Below are 15,506 nucleotides of genomic sequence, written 5' to 3' on the forward strand. Positions count from 1 at the left end.
GACGTTGTCGTTGGCGTTGTTGTGGTCCGAAGGCGCTGGCGCGGCGCCGCTCATCGCGATGCGCCCCAGTAGCCGGAGCGCTGGCCCAGCAGCAGGCTCGGAATGCGGGCGAAGTCCATCGCGCCGGGCCGCACGACCGTGGCGGCTTCGGGCGCGTAGACGCTGCTGTCGAGCCGCAGCACGCGGCGCGCCGCCGCGATGCGGCCGGCCAGCGGTGCCGGGCCCTGCTTCCAGCACGCACGGCCGCCGACCGCCACGCTGTGCACGTGGCCGCCGTCCGCCAGCCGGGCCAGTTGCTGCCGCAGGGCCGTGCTGCCGGGCTCGGGCCGGTAGCCCGCGACGCGCTGGGCCAGCATGCGTTCGAGTTCCTTGGCCGAGGCCGCCTCGTGCGTTTCGAGGTGCGAGGCCACGGCGCGGCGGACCTCGCCGGCCAGCGCGTGATCGGGTGTCGTGCTCATGCGCGGGCCTCCTCGTGGGCCGCGGGCGCGCCGAAGGTGTCGAGCACACGGCGCGCGATGCGGTCGGTGCGGGCCTTGCCCGCGCCGTACTTGCCGCTGGCGTTGAGCACCTGGCTCACCGCGGCGGGGCTCAGGCGCAGCTGCGCGGCGACCTCGGAACGCAGGCGCTGCGCACAGGCCGCCTGCAGCAAGGCGAACCAGGGCTCGCTCATGTACGCGGGGGGCACGCCGGTCATCGGGCTTCTCCTCGCGGCGCCGGCGGCGTGGCGCCGATGTCGCGCAGCAGCGCATAGCGCTTCATGCCGTCGACGCGGCGCGCATCGACGCGCACCGCCTGCGGGCATTGCCGCGACCAGGACAGCAGCAGCGCGCCGGCCTGGCGGCGGCCCAGCGCCATGCCGTTGTCATCGCCGGCGTGCGTATCGACCAGCAACGCGGCGGCCTCGTCGGCCGTCAGCGCGCGGCGAATGCGCAGCAGGTTCCACAGGCGGGTGGCGAACGGATCCGCGTTGCACACCACCGCGTCGGGCGCGGCCGTTGGAGCGGGCGGCTCGCCCTGCGCCGCTTCGGCGCGGCGCTCCGACAGCGCCATCAGCGCCTTGGCGACGAACCATTCGGACATCGTGTTTTCCATCAGGCACCTCCCGCCGGGCGCGCTTGGCCCCTGGATTCGACAAAGCCTTTTTTCACCGTACATTCCTCCTCGCTTGTGGCACTGCTCAGTTCACTGGCACGCCCGGTGACGGCTGCAACCGCCATCGGGCACTCTTCGACACTTTTCTTTTCCACCGGCCCGCGACGCGCCAGGCCGTTCGGATTGCGCGTCAGCGCGATGCCCCTGTTGCGCGGCCGCTGGTAGCGGCCCGGCCAGATGGCTTCGGGGACGAGCCCAATGCACGCGCCACGATGTGCTCCGCCGCAACCCACGGTCGGTGCAGAACCTCGTTGATATGCGCGTATCCGTGTTGTTTTGCCAACTTGGACAGGTTGGTTCCCCTCATTTCCAGTGCTGCTTTAACCTGGGCAGGGTGCCAATCCATCGAAATATCTCGTTTCGTGTCGATGGGATTGATTGTGCACACAAATCAGGTTTTCACAATCAAGAAGAACATGAAAACGAATATTTACTTTGCCTTCGACACGATGTGGGTTGTAAAAAGACCTCGTGGTGTCTAGGATGTGCGCGTTCGCACAAATCAAAGTTATCGTGACGCCGCAAATCAACACCCCACCCGACGATGACCATGTGAAGACCCGCGTCGGCGAACTGGCGCTCGCGCAAGGCGCGCGGCTGCGCGACCTGCGCAAGCAGAAGGGGCTCACCATCGACGACCTCGCGCAGCGCAGCGGGCTTCACTTCAATACGGTGGGCCGCATCGAGCGGGGCGTCAGCGACGCCAGCCTCGAGCAGCTCTATGTGATGTCGCTGGCGCTCGGCGTCGATCCGTCGGAGCTCAACCCCTTCCAGCCGGCCCAGCCGCCGAACCAGCTGTCGAGCGGGCTGGACGACGAGGTCTTCGTGCTGGTCGAGCTGCTCGACGTGCGCGTGAGCGCGGGCAACGGCGCCGTCAACACCTCGCAGGAACACATGGGCCGCTTCGCGTTCAGCCGTTCATGGATGGCGCGCAAGGGCGTGAAGCCGGCGCACGCGCGCATCGTTCATGCGCGCGGCGACTCGATGGCCGACAAGATCAACAACGGCGACATCCTGCTGGTCGACACCGCCACCAAGTCGCTCGACCAGGACGGCGTGTACGTCATCCAGCTCGACGGCCACGACTACGTGAAGGTGCTGCAGCGCGACTTCTCCACCGGCGGGCTGCAGATCATCAGCTACAACCCCGCGTACAAGCCGCAGGTGCTGAGCGCCGAGCAGGCCGCGGAGCTTCACATCAGCGGCCGCGTCGTCTGGCACGGCGGCGAGATCTGACGCGGCGCAACAAGCGCAACAAGCACCGCAACCCAGGGAGCCGCGCTTCCTGAACAAGGGGCCGGCTCATGTCGGCCTCAGTCGTTCGACCCCTTCGCCCGACCATTCGGGACATGGGCAACGACATCTCTCGAACCTCCTTCTTCCAGCGGCCGCGGCGGCGCGCGCGTGAGCGCGGCGAAGCACCCCGGCAGCTGCTGGCCGTGCTCGCGCTCAGCGCGGCGGGGCTGATCGGCATCGTCGCGCGCGAGGGCTACAGCGACAAGGCCTACCCCGATCCCGTGCACGGCACGGCGGTGCCGACCATCGGCTTCGGCACCACCGGCGGCGTGCGCATGGGCGACACCACCACACCCGTGCCCGCGCTGCAGCGCGCGTGGCGCGACGTGCAGACCTACGAGAGCGCGCTCAAGCAATGCGTGAAGGTGCCGCTGCACCCGTACGAGTACGACGCGTACGTGAGCCTGGCCTACAACATCGGCGCCTTCAACTTCTGCACCGGCGGACAGAAAGGCCGCACGTCCACGCTCGTGCAGCGCCTGAACGCAGGCGACTACACGGGCGCCTGCGACGCCATCCTCGGCTGGAAGTACGTCGGCAAGACCGACTGCTCCGCGCCCGGCAACAAGACCTGCGCCGGCATCTGGAAAGACCGTCTCCAGCTGCACGCGCAGTGCACGGGGAATGCGCCATGACCCCGATGGGCAAGGCCGGGGCGGCCCTGGTCGTGGGTGTCGCGGCCGCGCTGCTGCTCGCCGCCGCCGCGTCCGCCATCCACGGTGCCGGCCGCATGCAGGAACGCGCGGCCTGGCAGCAGAAGGAAGCACGGCGCGCGGCGCAGATCGCCAGCGACATGCAAGCCGAGTACGAGCGCGGACGCGCCGCTTCCGGCCGATACCAGCTGGGCGCAAGCGCCCTGCAAGCCAGCTATCTCTCCCTCGAAGGACCGACCCATGAACTGCGCCGGCGCATCGCCCTCGTTCTTCCCCCTGCCGGCCGGGTGCGGCACGACAGTCCCGTGCCGCATGCCGTGCCTCAAGCCGTGCCGGATGCCGCCGAGCCGCACGACGCTGGCGGCGGCCCTCATCGCCTCAGCCTTGCTGCTGTGTGGATGTGGAACAGCGCCCTTGCGGGCACCGACGTACCCGCAGGCGCCTGCGGACTTGCTGACACCTCCGGCGAGGCCTGTGCTGCTGATGCCGGCCTCACGGTCGAAGACGCCTGGACCAACCACGACATCAACGCGAAGTCATGCGCCGCGGACCGGCTTCGGCACCGCGCGCTGATCGAGTTCCTTACAGAAAGACCCACCCCATGAGCGAACCCCACGTACGCACGCAGGAGCTGTTGCTGCTCGGCCAGATCCACGGCCTGGTGCAGGCCCTGAAGGACGGGCAGGACCAGCAGAACCGCCGCATGGACAGCTTCGACACGCGCTTCGACGCACTCGACGGCCGGCTGCGTTCGGTCGAGCAGCGCGCCGCGATGTTCGGCGCCGCCTCGGGCGGCGCCATGGCCATCGGCACGGCCTTGCTCGCCGAGGCCATCAAGCAGTGGTTTCGCAGCGGCCCCGGCATCAACTGAAGCGCGGGGCCGGCAGATGTCGGCCTCAGCCATCCGGGCCTTCGCCGCGACAGTTCATTCACCAACCAACGAAGCGACAGATGCACTTCCAGAACCGCAAGCGCTCGACCTCCCGCACAACCCACACAACCCGCACAACCCGCACAACCCACGGAGCCCTGGCATGAGCCGTCTCGACACCCTTCGCAGCGCCATCGTGCAGACGCTGAACGCCGTGCCGCAGATCGGCCGCGTGCACGACCGCGAACGCTCGCTGGCCGACGAAGCCGCGCTGCGCGCGCTCTACCTCTACGACCTGCCGGCCGGCGGCCAGCAACTGCGCGGCTGGTGGCTGCGGCGCACCGCCACCGAAGAGCGCAGTGTCGACACCGCCCGCGCGATGAGCGTCGACAGCTGGACCCTGCAGGGCCACCTCGCGTTCGACGACGCCGCCGCTTCCGAGCTGGTGCTCGACGCGCTCGTCGAAGACATCCGCGACGCCGTGCGCGGCGATCCCACCTTCGGCGGCGCATGCGCCACCGGCCCGCTCACCGACGACAAGCGCACCGACGGCGTGCAGGTCGACGGCACCGGCCTCGTCACCTTCTGCGGCGTGCGCTGTCACGGCGTCGCGCTGCAGTTGCGGACCTGGCGCTACCTCTGACTGCCCATCGACGGGCAGCTCTTTTCCCTTCGACAACCCAAGCAACCAACCAACCAACGGAGAACGCCGACATGGCAAAACTCATGCGCAAGATGGCCATCCTGGCCAAGGCTGAAACGGTACGCGGTACCGACGCGGCGCCCACCGGCGCGGCCAATGCGATCCTGGTCAGCGAAGTCACGCTGACGCCCATCGAGGGCGACGTGGTCCAGCGCGACAACGTGCGTCCGTACTTCGGCTCGCGCGGCTCCGTGCTGGTCACGCAGTACAGCAAGATCGCGTTCTCGGTCGAGATCGCGGGCGTCGCCGCCGCCGGCGACGTGCCGGCATATGCCACGCTGATGCGCGGCTGCGCGATCAGCGTGATCTCCGCGCCCGGCGTCAGCACCACCTTCGCGCCCGCCACCGACGCGCTCGAGTCGCTCACCATCTACGGCAACGTCGACGGCACCGTCTACAAGATGACCGACGCGCACGGCAACGTGAAGGCCACCATCAATGCCAAGGGCATCCCGAAGTGGCAGTTCGAGTTCACCGGCCTGTTCGTGCCCGCCGAAGACGCGCCGCTGCCCGTGGCCGACTACACCAGGTTCATGGACCCGCTGGGCGTGAACAAGGCCAACACCACGCTCGCGCTCGACGGCCTCGGCGTGGCCGCCAACGCCTTCAGCTTCGATGCCGGCAACACCGTGATCAAGCGCGACCTGATGACCGTGGACGCGGTCGACATCACCGCGCGCGTCTCGACCGGTTCCGTCACCTTCGAGAACACCTCGATCGCAACCAAGGACTGGATCGGCATGGCGCGCGCGAGCCAGCGCGTGAACCTGATGCTCAAGCACGGCCAGGGCGCGACCAATGTCGTGGAGTTCGTGTCGCCGCATGCGCAGATCGGCAAGCCGACCTTCAGCGACGTCGACGGCGTGCAGATGATCACCGTGCCGCTCGAGTTCGTGCCCACCGGCGGTGGCAACGACGAGTGGCTGATCGTCGTTCGCTGAGCTTCGCGGCACGCAACCAGAGGAACACACAGAGATGCCCCAGAAACTCAAGATCGCCATCAAGCCGACCTTCGTCGCACCGGTCGTGATGCGCGTGCCCGGCGACGGCCAGATCGAGGAAGTGCGCTTCAGCGCCGTCTTCAAGCGCCTGACCAAGTCCGACAACGACACCCTGCAGTCGCGCCTGGAGGGGCGCAACCTCACCGACAGGGAACTGCTCGACATGGTGCTAGCCGACTGGAAGGAGCTGGAGGGCGACGACGGCGCGCCGTTCATCTGCACCACCGAGAACCGCGCGGCGGCGGTGGAGGAGTGGCCGTCTTTCGAGGCCGCCATTGCCTACAGCTACTTCGAGCATGCCTACCCGGCCGCGGTAAAAAACTGAGAGGCGCCGCGCGCCTTGTGCTCGGAGCAGGGCATCGCGTCCACGACGAGCTGGACGACGATCTCCGCAGCCAGTGCGCGTCGCTCGGTCTCGACCCGACCCGGCTCGTCTCTTCGACGGCCAACGGCGGCGGCCCGCCACCCTTCGAGCTATGGCCCGAACACCAGGAAGCATTCGAGGTGTTCCATGCCTGCCGAACGCAGTGGCGGGTCGTCGCGGGGGCGGCAGGCGCGTGGTTCCAGGGGCTGGACTTCGGCGCCGTCGACGTCGCCATGAAGCGCCTGGGCATCGCGCGCTCACGCCAGCGCGAGGTGTTCCTGCAGCTGCAGGTGATGGAAGACGAAGGCATCGCGGTGCTGAACGTCTAGCGGCATCGCGAGGCCTCAGGCCATCGAAGAAGCATGGGGCCGGCAGATGTCGGCCTTATTTTTTTCTTAGCTCAAACGGACCATACAGACATGGCTGCAACACAACAAATGGCGATTCAGATGACGATGAACGCGTCGTCGGTGAATGCGGACCTCTCTCGGGTCGTCAACGAATTCGGGAAGTTCATCGACGAAATTTCAAGCGGCGCGAGCCGGGCCGAAGAGGCCAAGACGAAAGCTGCAACTGCAGCCAAGGCGGCCCAGGAGAAGGCCGCGAACGCCATCAAGGAAGTTTCCTCCTCGGTCGACAGCCTGTACGCCAGCATCCAGAGCGGAAAGTCGCCGCTCAGCGCTTTGGCGGAAGACGGTTCGAAGTTGGTGTCTTCGCTCGGCGGCGTCGGAGCGACGTTGAGTGGCGTCGCCGGTTACGTCAAGAACATCGCGACGCCGTTCAACCTGGCGACCCGCGCCGTGACCTTGCTGACCGAGGCGTATGTCGAAGGCAGCAAGGAAGCCGTGGCCTACGCCAAGGCGAAGACGATGACCGGCAACTACGTTGGCCTCACGACCGACCAGCTCCAGACCAAAGCCGTGGAGATCGCCGGCACGCAAGGCACGCAGGCCAAGGCCGCTGAGGCCATCACAGCGGTGGTCAGCACCGGCAGGATCGGGGGCAGTGTCGTGAGTGAGGTGGCTGGTGCGACGGCTGAAATGAACCGTGTGCTGGGCACCTCGATCAACGAAGCAGTCGAGAACTTCGTCAAGCTTTCCGACGAGCCGTCCAAAGCTTCGGTCAAGCTCAACGAAAGCTATCACTACCTGAGCGCAAGTACCTACGAGCGCATCGTCTCCCTGGAGAAACAAGGAAAGACAGAGGAGGCGGCGGCGCTCGCGCAGAAGACTTTCGCCATCGCGATGAAAGAGCGCACCGCCGAGGTCGTCGCCAATCTTGGCAGTCTTCAACGTGGTTGGCTGAGCGTCACGGGGTTCGCGCAGAAGGCCTGGGACGCCATGCTCAATGTCGGGCGTCCGGTCACGCTTCAGAAACAGATCGAAGCGGCCCGCAAGGAGATTGCCGATATCGACGTCATTCAACAAGGCGGGGGTTTTGTCAGCAACGGAGGCGGTGCGGCTTTCGGGCGAGGCAAAGCCGGCGCGAAGCTGGATCAGGATCGAGATATCGCCGTCGCCAGGTTGGCGACTCTCGAGGAGAGTCGAAGGATCGCGTCGTCGGGCGCATTGAACAAGGCGGACGAAGTTCGCCGGCGAGATGCAGGTCTCGCCAAGAGCGTCAAGGCCAACGAAGAGAAGGGGGATGCAAAGCGCAAAGTTGGAGCAGGCGCTTCTGGCGTCGGTCGCGCCGAAGACGAAGGTCTTCGACTGAGCATCGAAGCTGTCCGCGAAGACTACAACGCCAAGGCGCGAGTCACCGCCGAAGGTTTCAAGAACATCGACAGCCTGCGCAAGCGCGACCTGCTCGACGACTATGCGGTCGTCCGCCAGAAGCGAGACCTGCGCCTGAAGGATCTGAAGGACCAGAACGACGCCATCCAGGCGGAACTGCGTTTGCTGGGCTCCAAGAAGGGCTCGGCCGCCGACAGGCAGAAGCTGGAGGCTCGCTCGAGAACCGTCGAGCAGCAACGCGGATTCGTCAATGACGAGACCGAACGCGCCTACGCGGAGATGGATGCGACGCCTCGGAACGCGGTGCTCAAGACTTCGCAGCAAGCCACCGACAGGATCCGCGAGCAGACGCGCGCGCTGGAGGAACAGAACGCCGTGTTTGGCTTGTCCAAGGACGAAATCCAGAAGCTGAACATCGCGCAGCTCGAGCGACAGGTCATCGAACTGGATGCAACCGAGAGTGTCGATCCTGCCTATATCCAGTCTTTGCGTGATCGTTTGAAGGCCGAGCAGGACTTGCGACAAGTCACTCAGAAATCCGAGGGCCTGAAGACCGCTGAAGAGAAGCAGAAGAAAGAAAAAGACACGAACAAGGAAGCGTCGAAGAAGATGTCTGCCGACATCGGCGGCGTGTTCCGCGATGGGTTCGTGAATCTGTTGGAGGGCGGTGGTCAGAGTGCGATCGACAAGATGGGTGAATCCCTCAAGAAGAAGCTCACCGCGTCGGTTGCCGACGCGCTCTACGAAGCGACGTTGAAGCCGGGCGTCGAGGGGTTCTCCAACTGGCTCTCCGGTGCGATCAAGGGAGTCTTCCCGAGCGGCGGTAGCAGCAGCGGCGGTAGCAGCAGCGGCGGTGCAACGGGTTCCGACTCCAGCGGAAGCTGGATCGGCAGCGCCGTGAGCGCCGTGCTCGGCTTCTTCGGCGTCAAGAGTGCCAACGGCAACGTCTTCGCCTCCCCCGGTCTGCATGCCTACGCCAACAGCGTGGTCGGAAAGCCCACGTTCTTCCCGTTCGCCAACGGCATCGGCCTCATGGGCGAAGCAGGCCCCGAAGCCATCATGCCCTTGCGCCGCGGCTCCGACGGCCGCCTGGGGGTCAGTGCGCCAGGCGGTGCGAACAGCGTGCCGACCATCCAGTTCGCGCCCTCCAACGTCTTCCACATCGACGCCCGTTCCGATCGCGGCGCGGTGATGGCCGACATGCAACGCCTGCTCGCGGAAAACAACCGCGGGCAGATGGAACAACTCAAGCGCGTGAAGGTGCTCCCCCAATGACTATCGTGACACTTCCGTCCGACCTGCCGGTCAAGCGGCAGGACTTCGGCCTCCAGGTCTTCGACCTGACTTTCAGCAACAGCGAATCGGGTTCGATGCAGGTGGCCGTGCTCGGCCCCGCGCGCCGCACCTGCGCGCTCGTGAGCGAGGAGCGCATTCCGCTGATGCGGGACGCCGCCGCCTGGCGCGCCCTGGTGCATTCGATGCGCGGCCAGGTCAACGTGCTGGCCGTCCACGACATGCTGCAGCCCGTGCCGCGAGGCACGGCACGCGGCGCGTGGACCGCGACGCCGGCCGCGGCCGGCGCCTCCGGGCTGACGATTCGCCTGGGCGCCTCCGAAGCGGGCAAGACCCTGCTGCAGGGCGACTGGATCGGCGTCAACCAGGGCTCGAACCATCGCCAGATGCTGCACGTCCAGTCCGATGCCGTGGCCGATGCGGCCGGCCTGATCACGGTGCAGTTCGAGCCCGTGCTGCGCACGCCGGTGGTGGCGGGCAGCACGGTCGTCTGGGACCGCCCGACCTGCCTGATGCGGCGGGTCGACACCAAGACCACCTGGGCCTCGGAGTCGCGCACGCAAGGCGGCTTCAGCCTGGACCTGATGGAGTCGTGGGAACAATGACCATCCAGACCAGCTCCGGCTTTCAAGCAGCCGCGCGCTCCCAGACCTACGGCCAGCTGGCCCTCGTCGAGCTCAAGCTCCAGAGCGGCACCGCGCGCTTCACGAACTGGCCGCTGACGCTCCAGCTGATGGGCCAGACGTGGCAAGGCGTGGGCAATCTCGGCTCCATCGGCGAGCTTCACGAAAGCGAAGACGGCGCCGCGGAGAAGCTGACGCTCACGCTGTCGCCCGTCGACATCGGCACGCGCGCGCTTGCACTGGGCGACCCGAGCGACTACCAGGACCGCGGCGTGCGCGTGTGGATCGCGCTGCTCGACGCCGCCACGCTGCAGGTCAGCGGCGAACCGGTGTTGCGCTTCGCGGGCGTGATGGACCAGATGAAGGTCGAGCGCGACGGCCCCACCGCGAAGATTTCGATGGAGTGCCGCACCGCCTCCTACGACGTGCGCTCCAACCCCGCGTCTCTTCGAACCAACGATGCCCAGCACCAGGTCAAGCACCCTGGCGAGCGCGGCTTCGAATACCTGAATTCCATGATCGGGTCGCCCACCGTGTGGGTCAACAAGTACCTGCAGATGGCACTGAACTACTGGGCCCGGGCACGAGGCAAATGACCATGCAGAACCTAGACGATTTCATCGCGGTGCGAAGAAATGCACCCTTCGAGTACTTCCGGCACGACTGCGCGCACATCGCGGCCGACTGGGTCATCGAGCGCACCGGCAAGGACCCGCTGGCGGACCTGCGTGCGGCCGATGCGCCCATCGGCAGAAGAAGCCTGCTGGCTGCCTTGCGCGCGGTGCGCGCCGCCGGCGGATTCATGCCGGCCGCCACCGCGCGGCTCGGCCCACCCTTGCCCGGTGCGATGGCGCAGCGCGGCGACGTGGTGCTGGCGCGCAGCGGCGGCAAGGTCGGGCGCGTGTCGGGCTACAGCTTCGGGATCTGCACGGGGTCGCACATCGCGGCACCAGCGGCCGACCGGCTTGTGTTCTTGCCACTTACTTCGGGGGTTGCCACATGGCGCGTTTGATTCGCTTCACTCTTGCTCTCGGGGCTCTCCTGGGAATGTGCACCGCGGCGATGGCGGACCCCGTTTCGATTCTGGGCGCGATCGGGACCGCAGTGGGGGCTACGACGTCGGTTGTTGCCGTGGGCGGCTTGGTCGTCTCGACGGCGATCTCCATCGTGGCGAGCGCTTACGGCAACATGCAAGCCAAGAAGCAGGCCAAGGCCGCCGCGGCCCGCAAGCTCGCCGAGGACGTCGCGAACATCAAGGAACGCACCACCACGATCATCGCGTCCGATGCACCGCACGCCGTCATCTACGGCGAGCCCGCACCGGTCGGTGGTGCCGTCGTGGCGGTGCTCACCGGTGGCGAGTACAACCACCTGAAGCACGTCGTCATGGTCCTGGCCGCGCACCCGTGCGAAGCCGTGACCGACATCCAGATCGAAGGTGTCTCGCTCGGCGCGCTCGATGCGAACGGGTATGCCTCGAATCCCGAATTCATCGTCACGGATTCGGAGTCGATCAACGGCGGCGTGCCCGGCGTCAACGTGCAGGTCCACCTGTCGCCCGGCGGAGTCGACACCGCCGATGCGTACATGCGCGACAACCTCGATCCGTGGCCGTCCAGCAAGGGCCTGTGGACCGAAGCCCACAAGCTGAGCGGCTACACGTACATCGTCGTCACGCTCAACCTGTTCGTCGAACGCTTCCAGGGCGGCCTGCCATCGATCACGGCGAGCGTCAAGGGCAAGAAGGTCTACGACCCGCGCAGCGCAGCGACGGTGTACAGCCGCAACCCCGCGCTGTGCCTGGCCGACTTCCTGCGTTCGGAAGAAGGCTACCTGGCCTCCAACGACCAGATCGACCAGAACGCGCTGATCGTTGCAGCCAACGCCTGCGAGACGCCTGTCTACGACCCCGGCACGGCCATGGCCGACCGGGTTAACTACGGCAGCAGCGCCGCACGCTACACCTGCGACGGCATGTTCCGTTCGGACCAGGACCGCGACAGCACGCGCCAGCAGCTCGAGGACACGATGGCGGGCTACAGCCTCGAATCGGGCGGTGTCTGGCGCATCCTGGCCGGCGCGTGGACCACGCCGGTGCTCGCGTTGACCGACGACGACCTGCTGGCGCCCATCACCGTGGTGCAGACCTGCAACCCCGGCACCGCGCGCTACAACGGCGCGAGGGGCACCTACGTCAACCTGACGCGCACCGGCGTCTCGGAAGACTTCAAGCAGTACCAGAACGCGGTCTTCCGCGGCAACGACCAGAAGGACAAGTTCCTCGATCTCGTGCTCCCGTTCACCACGGCGCATGCACGCACCCACCAGATCGCGCGTGTGCTCGTCGAGCAGAGCCGGGGCGGCTTCGTGCTGCAGATCCATCCGAAGATGCTGGCGTGGCACCTGCAGCCGGGCGACCGCATCGTGCTCACGAGCGTGCTGTACGGCTTTGCCAACAAGCCGTTCCGCGTGCAGGACTGGAGCTATTCGATGAGCTCGCCGCTGTCGTTCCAGGTCATCGAGGACGAGGAAGCCTTCTACGACACGGCCGACGAGGTGCTGCGCGACCCTTCTCCGAACACCAACCTGCCGAACCCGTTCCTGCTGCCACAGCCGCCGCTCGATCTGCAGGTACGCAGCGGCCAGGAGCAGATGGTGCAGCAGGGCGGCACGCTGGTGATCCGCGCGCGGGTGAGCTGGTCGGCGTCGGTGGACGACGCAGTGCTGCGCGGCGGGAACGTGCAGGTGCAGTGGCGCACGACCACGCCGGTCGGCGACTGGCAGTCCGTCACCTTGCCGGGCACGGCCACCGAGACCTTCCTGCTCGGCCTCGAGGTGCATGGCGAGTACCAGGTGCGCGTGCGGTTCATGACGGCCTATGCGTCGAGCTACTGGACGATGGTGACGCACACGCTGCAGGGCGCGAGCGTGAAGCCGGGCGACGTCGAGGGATTGAGCCTCGTCGTCGAATCGGCCGGCGTGGTGGCGCGCTGGTCGGCGCCCACCGGCATCGACCTGCTCGAATGGGGCGCGACGCGCATCTTCATCGGCGCCACGTTCGAGACGGCGGTGGAGCGATGGACCGGCAAGGCCCTGGCCGCCAACATCGGCTGGCTGCCGGCCGGGACGGTGAAGGTCTGGGCCCAGCATGGCAATACGCAAGGGGTCTGGGGTGTTCCGATCTCGGCCACCATCGACATTGCACAGCCTGCCCAGCCCATCGTGCGCGGCGAAGTCTGGGGCGCGCAGATCGAGCTGGCCTGGCAGGCCTGCGGCACCACGCAGCCGGTCTCGGCGTACATCGTCAAGGTGGGAGCGACGCTGGCGGAGGCGGTCGAGATCGGCCACACGGGCTCGCTGAATTTCGTGCGCACCGAGCCGGTGGCCGCCACGCGCATCTACTGGGTGACGGCGTTCGACATGGCCGGCAATGCCAGCGATGCGGGGTATGTACAGCTTGCTTCGCTGCCGTCGATCGACGATGCCATCAAGGAGCTGCAGGAAGGGCTCGACGAGCAGATCGCCGACCTGCTGAACGTCAACGCCGGTATCAGCGAGCGGCTGATCGACGAGTCCATCGAGCGTGGTACCGCCATCACGCATGTCGAGAAGGTGGTGAGCGACACGGCCGAGCAGCTGGCGCAGCGCATCGACACCGTCTCGGCACGCGCCGTCGGCTATGTGCGCGCCAACCTGGTCTTCAACGGCGGGTTTGAATTCGACCTCGACAGGTGGGACCTGCAGGGCAACGCCTGGGAAGTGGTGGAAGACGATTGGGGTACGTCCGTTCGGCTCCATGCGGCGGCGCCTGCGAATGGCCGGCTCGTCAGCGCCAGCTTTCCGGTCAAGCCCGGCACCTGGTATGCGGGTTCCGGCGACTCGATGTTCCAGAGCGAGGTAGGCCAGAGTGGGTTTGCGCTCGAGTTCTTCGATGCGACGGGCATATCGCTGGGCATCACCGACACCCGCGAGGAAGGTCGGCACGGGTTCATGAACGAGCAATTGCGTCGCAACGAGTTCGCGGTGGAGGCAACTGCGCCGGCTGCCGCGGTCACGGGCAAGGCCGTGTTCTTTTGGAGCGGCTATGCCGCAGGCGGCGGAATGGGCGTGCGCTTCGTGAAGGTCGAGCAGGGCCGCTTCCCGGTCACGCCTTACACGTCGGAAGCCAGCGACCGAGGTGCGGTGGCGGCCATCCGTGAAGAGGTGGTGGCGCGCGCAGCCGCTGACGTGGCGGAAGCGGCGGCCCGCACGACGCTGGTCGCGCGCGTCAACGGCGCGGAAGCCGCCATCGACCAGGAAGCGCAGGTGCGCGCCGACGAAACCGGGCGGCTGTCGGCCAAATGGGGATTGAAGGTTGTCGCCGGCAGCAAGGTCGCTGGCGTGCTGCTGAACAACGACGGGCAGGAGAGCAACTTCACGGTGCTTGTCGACCGGTTCGCCGTGGCACAGCAGGCCGCGGGCGGTGCCACGAAGTATCCCTTCGTGGTGGGCTCTGTGGGTGGGTCACCCACCGTCGGCATCGACGGCACGCTGGTCGTGGACGGCTCGATCCTCGCGCGCTCGATCAGCGTCGACCGGCTGTCGGCGATCACTTCACGGCTGGGCTACGTGAACGCGGGCCAGATCGACATCTCCGGCGACGGCGTGGGCGGCTGGGGTTACCTGCGCAGCGCCAACAAATGGTTCGGGGACGGCGGCTGGGGGTGGATCCTGGCGCGGCACACGGGTGGCGACACCTTCGTCGACATGACCTGCAATGGCATGGGCCTGCAGATGCAGAACGCCACAGGGCGCTTCCGGCTCTGGGGACCAGGCTTCGACCTGCGCAACGAGGGGCTGGTGATCAATCAGCTCGACGTGATCGATACGCTGAACCTTCGGGGTCAGGCTGTCACGGTGCCGTCGTTTGCATCGTCCGGCTCGAACACCGTCCAGGTCGTGCACTTCGTGCCGGGCGGCGTGCCGCTGGACACCTTCATCCTGGGTTCCGTGTTCGTGTTGCAGACGAGCTTCGTGACTCTCGCAGTCGACGGCATGCCGGTCTGGAGCGGTGCGGGGATTGCCGGCAGCACGGTGACGGGGGGCGTCCAGGTGCCAATGAACCCTGGCGCACACACGATTTCCTTCGCTTCTTTTTCCCCTGCCGGTACTGCCGGATCTTCCATCTACGCGCTGTCCACGCGCCGCTGAACCATGCCCAACTTCACTGTCTACAACGCCCGCACGGGCGAGATCCGCTGCACCGGCACACAGGCGACGATCGAGTGGTGCCATGCACAGGCCGGCCCGGGCGAGTCTGTCTACCTGGGCTCTGCACAGCCGGGTTCGTACATTCGCAACGGCGTTCCCGAACCGCTGCCGCCCAAGCCGGACGAGCACCATGTCTTCGATTGGGCGGCTCACGCCTGGCGCGACCCGCGCACGCCGGACGACCTGCGAACGCAACTCAAGGCCGACCTCGCAGAGCAACGCTGGAACGCCGAGACGAGCGGCCTCGCGCTGGCGAACGGCCTGCGCATCAAGACCGCCAGGGAAGATCGCGCTGCGCTCACCGAGCAACTCGCCAGCATGGCATCGAGTGGTCTCGAGCGTATCGACTTCAAGGCTGCAGATGGCTTCGTGACTCTCACGAGCGAACAAGTCCAAGCCGTATCGCGCGCTGTCGCGGACCACGTGCAGCGCTGTTTCTCCGCCGAGCGCGCGGCCTGCGCGTTCGTCGACGGACTCGGCGACGCAGAGATTCCGGCCCGTTGCAGCCTGGCCGACTTCATGGGCTTGCCGCCCACCGATCCATCGTTCGCATGACCGAACAACTCG

18 protein-coding genes are annotated in these 15,506 nt (G+C 66.8%); 14 read left to right on the forward strand and 4 right to left on the reverse strand.

Annotated elements, in window-relative coordinates; all coding sequences use genetic code 11:
• Positions 1-50 precede the first annotated feature (50 nt).
• The 4 genes from BM004_RS17250 to BM004_RS42480 form a co-directional block, all read right to left on the reverse strand.
• Positions 51-458: a hypothetical protein gene (locus BM004_RS17250; protein ID WP_093215223.1), complete on the reverse strand. Its 408-nt coding sequence runs from the start codon at positions 456-458 to the stop codon at positions 51-53.
• Positions 455-694, reverse strand: coding sequence for a hypothetical protein (locus BM004_RS17255; RefSeq protein ID WP_093215226.1), 240 nt, complete (start codon positions 692-694; stop codon positions 455-457). The genes BM004_RS17250 and BM004_RS17255 overlap by 4 nt, the downstream gene beginning before the upstream one ends.
• Complete coding sequence (locus BM004_RS17260; protein ID WP_093215228.1) at positions 691-1,092, reverse strand: hypothetical protein; 402 nt, start codon at positions 1,090-1,092, stop codon at positions 691-693. Before BM004_RS17260 ends, BM004_RS17255 begins: the two co-directional genes overlap by 4 nt.
• Positions 1,093-1,282: 190 nt before the next feature.
• Positions 1,283-1,498, reverse strand: a complete 216-nt coding sequence (locus BM004_RS42480; protein ID WP_218152703.1) for a helix-turn-helix domain-containing protein — start codon at positions 1,496-1,498, stop codon at positions 1,283-1,285.
• Positions 1,499-1,665: 167 nt separating this feature from the next.
• On the opposite strand from BM004_RS42480, the gene BM004_RS17270 reads away from it, so the two are divergent.
• From BM004_RS17270 to BM004_RS17330, 14 genes are all read left to right on the forward strand, one after another.
• Entirely contained in the window at positions 1,666-2,388 is a 723-nt protein-coding gene (locus BM004_RS17270; protein WP_256219932.1) for an XRE family transcriptional regulator, read from the forward strand.
• A gap of 113 nt (positions 2,389-2,501) precedes the next feature.
• The gene (locus tag BM004_RS17275; protein WP_093215231.1) at positions 2,502-3,083 is read left to right on the forward strand and encodes a lysozyme; all 582 of its coding nucleotides are present in this window, start codon (positions 2,502-2,504) and stop codon (positions 3,081-3,083) included.
• Positions 3,080-3,706: a hypothetical protein gene (locus tag BM004_RS42000; protein WP_256219933.1), complete on the forward strand. Its 627-nt coding sequence runs from the start codon at positions 3,080-3,082 to the stop codon at positions 3,704-3,706. Before BM004_RS17275 ends, BM004_RS42000 begins: the two co-directional genes overlap by 4 nt.
• Entirely contained in the window at positions 3,703-3,972 is a 270-nt protein-coding gene (locus BM004_RS17280; protein ID WP_256219934.1) for a UPF0500 family protein, read from the forward strand. Before BM004_RS42000 ends, BM004_RS17280 begins: the two co-directional genes overlap by 4 nt.
• A 163-nt stretch (positions 3,973-4,135) precedes the next feature.
• Positions 4,136-4,615 carry a hypothetical protein gene (locus BM004_RS17285; protein WP_093215233.1) on the forward strand — a complete coding sequence of 160 codons (480 nt, stop codon included), beginning with the start codon at positions 4,136-4,138 and terminating at the stop codon, positions 4,613-4,615.
• Positions 4,616-4,686: 71 nt separating this feature from the next.
• Complete coding sequence (locus BM004_RS17290) at positions 4,687-5,616, forward strand: phage tail tube protein (RefSeq protein WP_093128882.1); 930 nt, start codon at positions 4,687-4,689, stop codon at positions 5,614-5,616.
• A 34-nt stretch (positions 5,617-5,650) separates the two neighbouring features.
• On the forward strand, positions 5,651-6,001 hold the full coding sequence (locus tag BM004_RS17295) for an SAM domain-containing protein (RefSeq protein ID WP_093128883.1): 351 nt from the start codon (positions 5,651-5,653) through the stop codon (positions 5,999-6,001).
• Positions 6,002-6,018: 17 nt separating this feature from the next.
• A complete protein-coding gene (locus BM004_RS17300) occupies positions 6,019-6,369 on the forward strand; it encodes a DUF1799 domain-containing protein (RefSeq protein ID WP_218152704.1) in 351 nt (116 codons plus the stop codon).
• Between the two features lie 90 nt (positions 6,370-6,459).
• Positions 6,460-9,048, forward strand: a complete 2,589-nt coding sequence (locus tag BM004_RS17305) for a phage tail tape measure protein (RefSeq protein ID WP_177206522.1) — start codon at positions 6,460-6,462, stop codon at positions 9,046-9,048.
• On the forward strand, positions 9,045-9,671 hold the full coding sequence (locus tag BM004_RS17310) for a hypothetical protein (protein WP_093128885.1): 627 nt from the start codon (positions 9,045-9,047) through the stop codon (positions 9,669-9,671). The genes BM004_RS17305 and BM004_RS17310 overlap by 4 nt, the downstream gene beginning before the upstream one ends.
• Positions 9,668-10,285: a hypothetical protein gene (locus BM004_RS17315; protein ID WP_093128886.1), complete on the forward strand. Its 618-nt coding sequence runs from the start codon at positions 9,668-9,670 to the stop codon at positions 10,283-10,285. The genes BM004_RS17310 and BM004_RS17315 overlap by 4 nt, the downstream gene beginning before the upstream one ends.
• Before the next feature lie 2 nt (positions 10,286-10,287).
• A complete protein-coding gene (locus tag BM004_RS17320; RefSeq protein ID WP_093215238.1) occupies positions 10,288-10,701 on the forward strand; it encodes a DUF6950 family protein in 414 nt (137 codons plus the stop codon).
• A 155-nt stretch (positions 10,702-10,856) separates the two neighbouring features.
• Positions 10,857-14,879 carry a phage tail tip fiber protein gene (locus BM004_RS17325; RefSeq protein WP_143120468.1) on the forward strand — a complete coding sequence of 1,341 codons (4,023 nt, stop codon included), beginning with the start codon at positions 10,857-10,859 and terminating at the stop codon, positions 14,877-14,879.
• A 3-nt stretch (positions 14,880-14,882) separates the two neighbouring features.
• The gene (locus BM004_RS17330) at positions 14,883-15,494 is read left to right on the forward strand and encodes a DUF4376 domain-containing protein (RefSeq protein WP_093215243.1); all 612 of its coding nucleotides are present in this window, start codon (positions 14,883-14,885) and stop codon (positions 15,492-15,494) included.
• The last annotated feature ends 12 nt before the right edge of the window (positions 15,495-15,506 follow it).

The organism is Variovorax sp. OK212, from assembly GCF_900112425.1.
GTDB lineage: Bacteria > Pseudomonadota > Gammaproteobacteria > Burkholderiales > Burkholderiaceae_C > Variovorax.

What these genes read in the sequence shown, in the direction of transcription:
- BM004_RS17250 (WP_093215223.1), bottom strand. Translation starts at nt 458, where the DNA reads ATGAGCACGACACCCGATCACGCGCTGGCCGGCGAGGTCCGCCGCGCC.
- BM004_RS17255 (WP_093215226.1), bottom strand. Translation starts at nt 694, where the DNA reads ATGACCGGCGTGCCCCCCGCGTACATGAGCGAGCCCTGGTTCGCCTTG.
- BM004_RS17260 (WP_093215228.1), bottom strand. Translation starts at nt 1,092, where the DNA reads ATGGAAAACACGATGTCCGAATGGTTCGTCGCCAAGGCGCTGATGGCG.
- BM004_RS42480 (WP_218152703.1), bottom strand. Translation starts at nt 1,498, where the DNA reads ATGGATTGGCACCCTGCCCAGGTTAAAGCAGCACTGGAAATGAGGGGA.
- BM004_RS17275 (WP_093215231.1), top strand. Translation starts at nt 2,502, where the DNA reads ATGGGCAACGACATCTCTCGAACCTCCTTCTTCCAGCGGCCGCGGCGG.
- BM004_RS42000 (WP_256219933.1), top strand. Translation starts at nt 3,080, where the DNA reads ATGACCCCGATGGGCAAGGCCGGGGCGGCCCTGGTCGTGGGTGTCGCG.
- BM004_RS17280 (WP_256219934.1), top strand. Translation starts at nt 3,703, where the DNA reads ATGAGCGAACCCCACGTACGCACGCAGGAGCTGTTGCTGCTCGGCCAG.
- BM004_RS17285 (WP_093215233.1), top strand. Translation starts at nt 4,136, where the DNA reads ATGAGCCGTCTCGACACCCTTCGCAGCGCCATCGTGCAGACGCTGAAC.
- BM004_RS17290 (WP_093128882.1), top strand. Translation starts at nt 4,687, where the DNA reads ATGGCAAAACTCATGCGCAAGATGGCCATCCTGGCCAAGGCTGAAACG.
- BM004_RS17295 (WP_093128883.1), top strand. Translation starts at nt 5,651, where the DNA reads ATGCCCCAGAAACTCAAGATCGCCATCAAGCCGACCTTCGTCGCACCG.
- BM004_RS17305 (WP_177206522.1), top strand. Translation starts at nt 6,460, where the DNA reads ATGGCTGCAACACAACAAATGGCGATTCAGATGACGATGAACGCGTCG.
- BM004_RS17310 (WP_093128885.1), top strand. Translation starts at nt 9,045, where the DNA reads ATGACTATCGTGACACTTCCGTCCGACCTGCCGGTCAAGCGGCAGGAC.
- BM004_RS17315 (WP_093128886.1), top strand. Translation starts at nt 9,668, where the DNA reads ATGACCATCCAGACCAGCTCCGGCTTTCAAGCAGCCGCGCGCTCCCAG.
- BM004_RS17320 (WP_093215238.1), top strand. Translation starts at nt 10,288, where the DNA reads ATGCAGAACCTAGACGATTTCATCGCGGTGCGAAGAAATGCACCCTTC.
- BM004_RS17330 (WP_093215243.1), top strand. Translation starts at nt 14,883, where the DNA reads ATGCCCAACTTCACTGTCTACAACGCCCGCACGGGCGAGATCCGCTGC.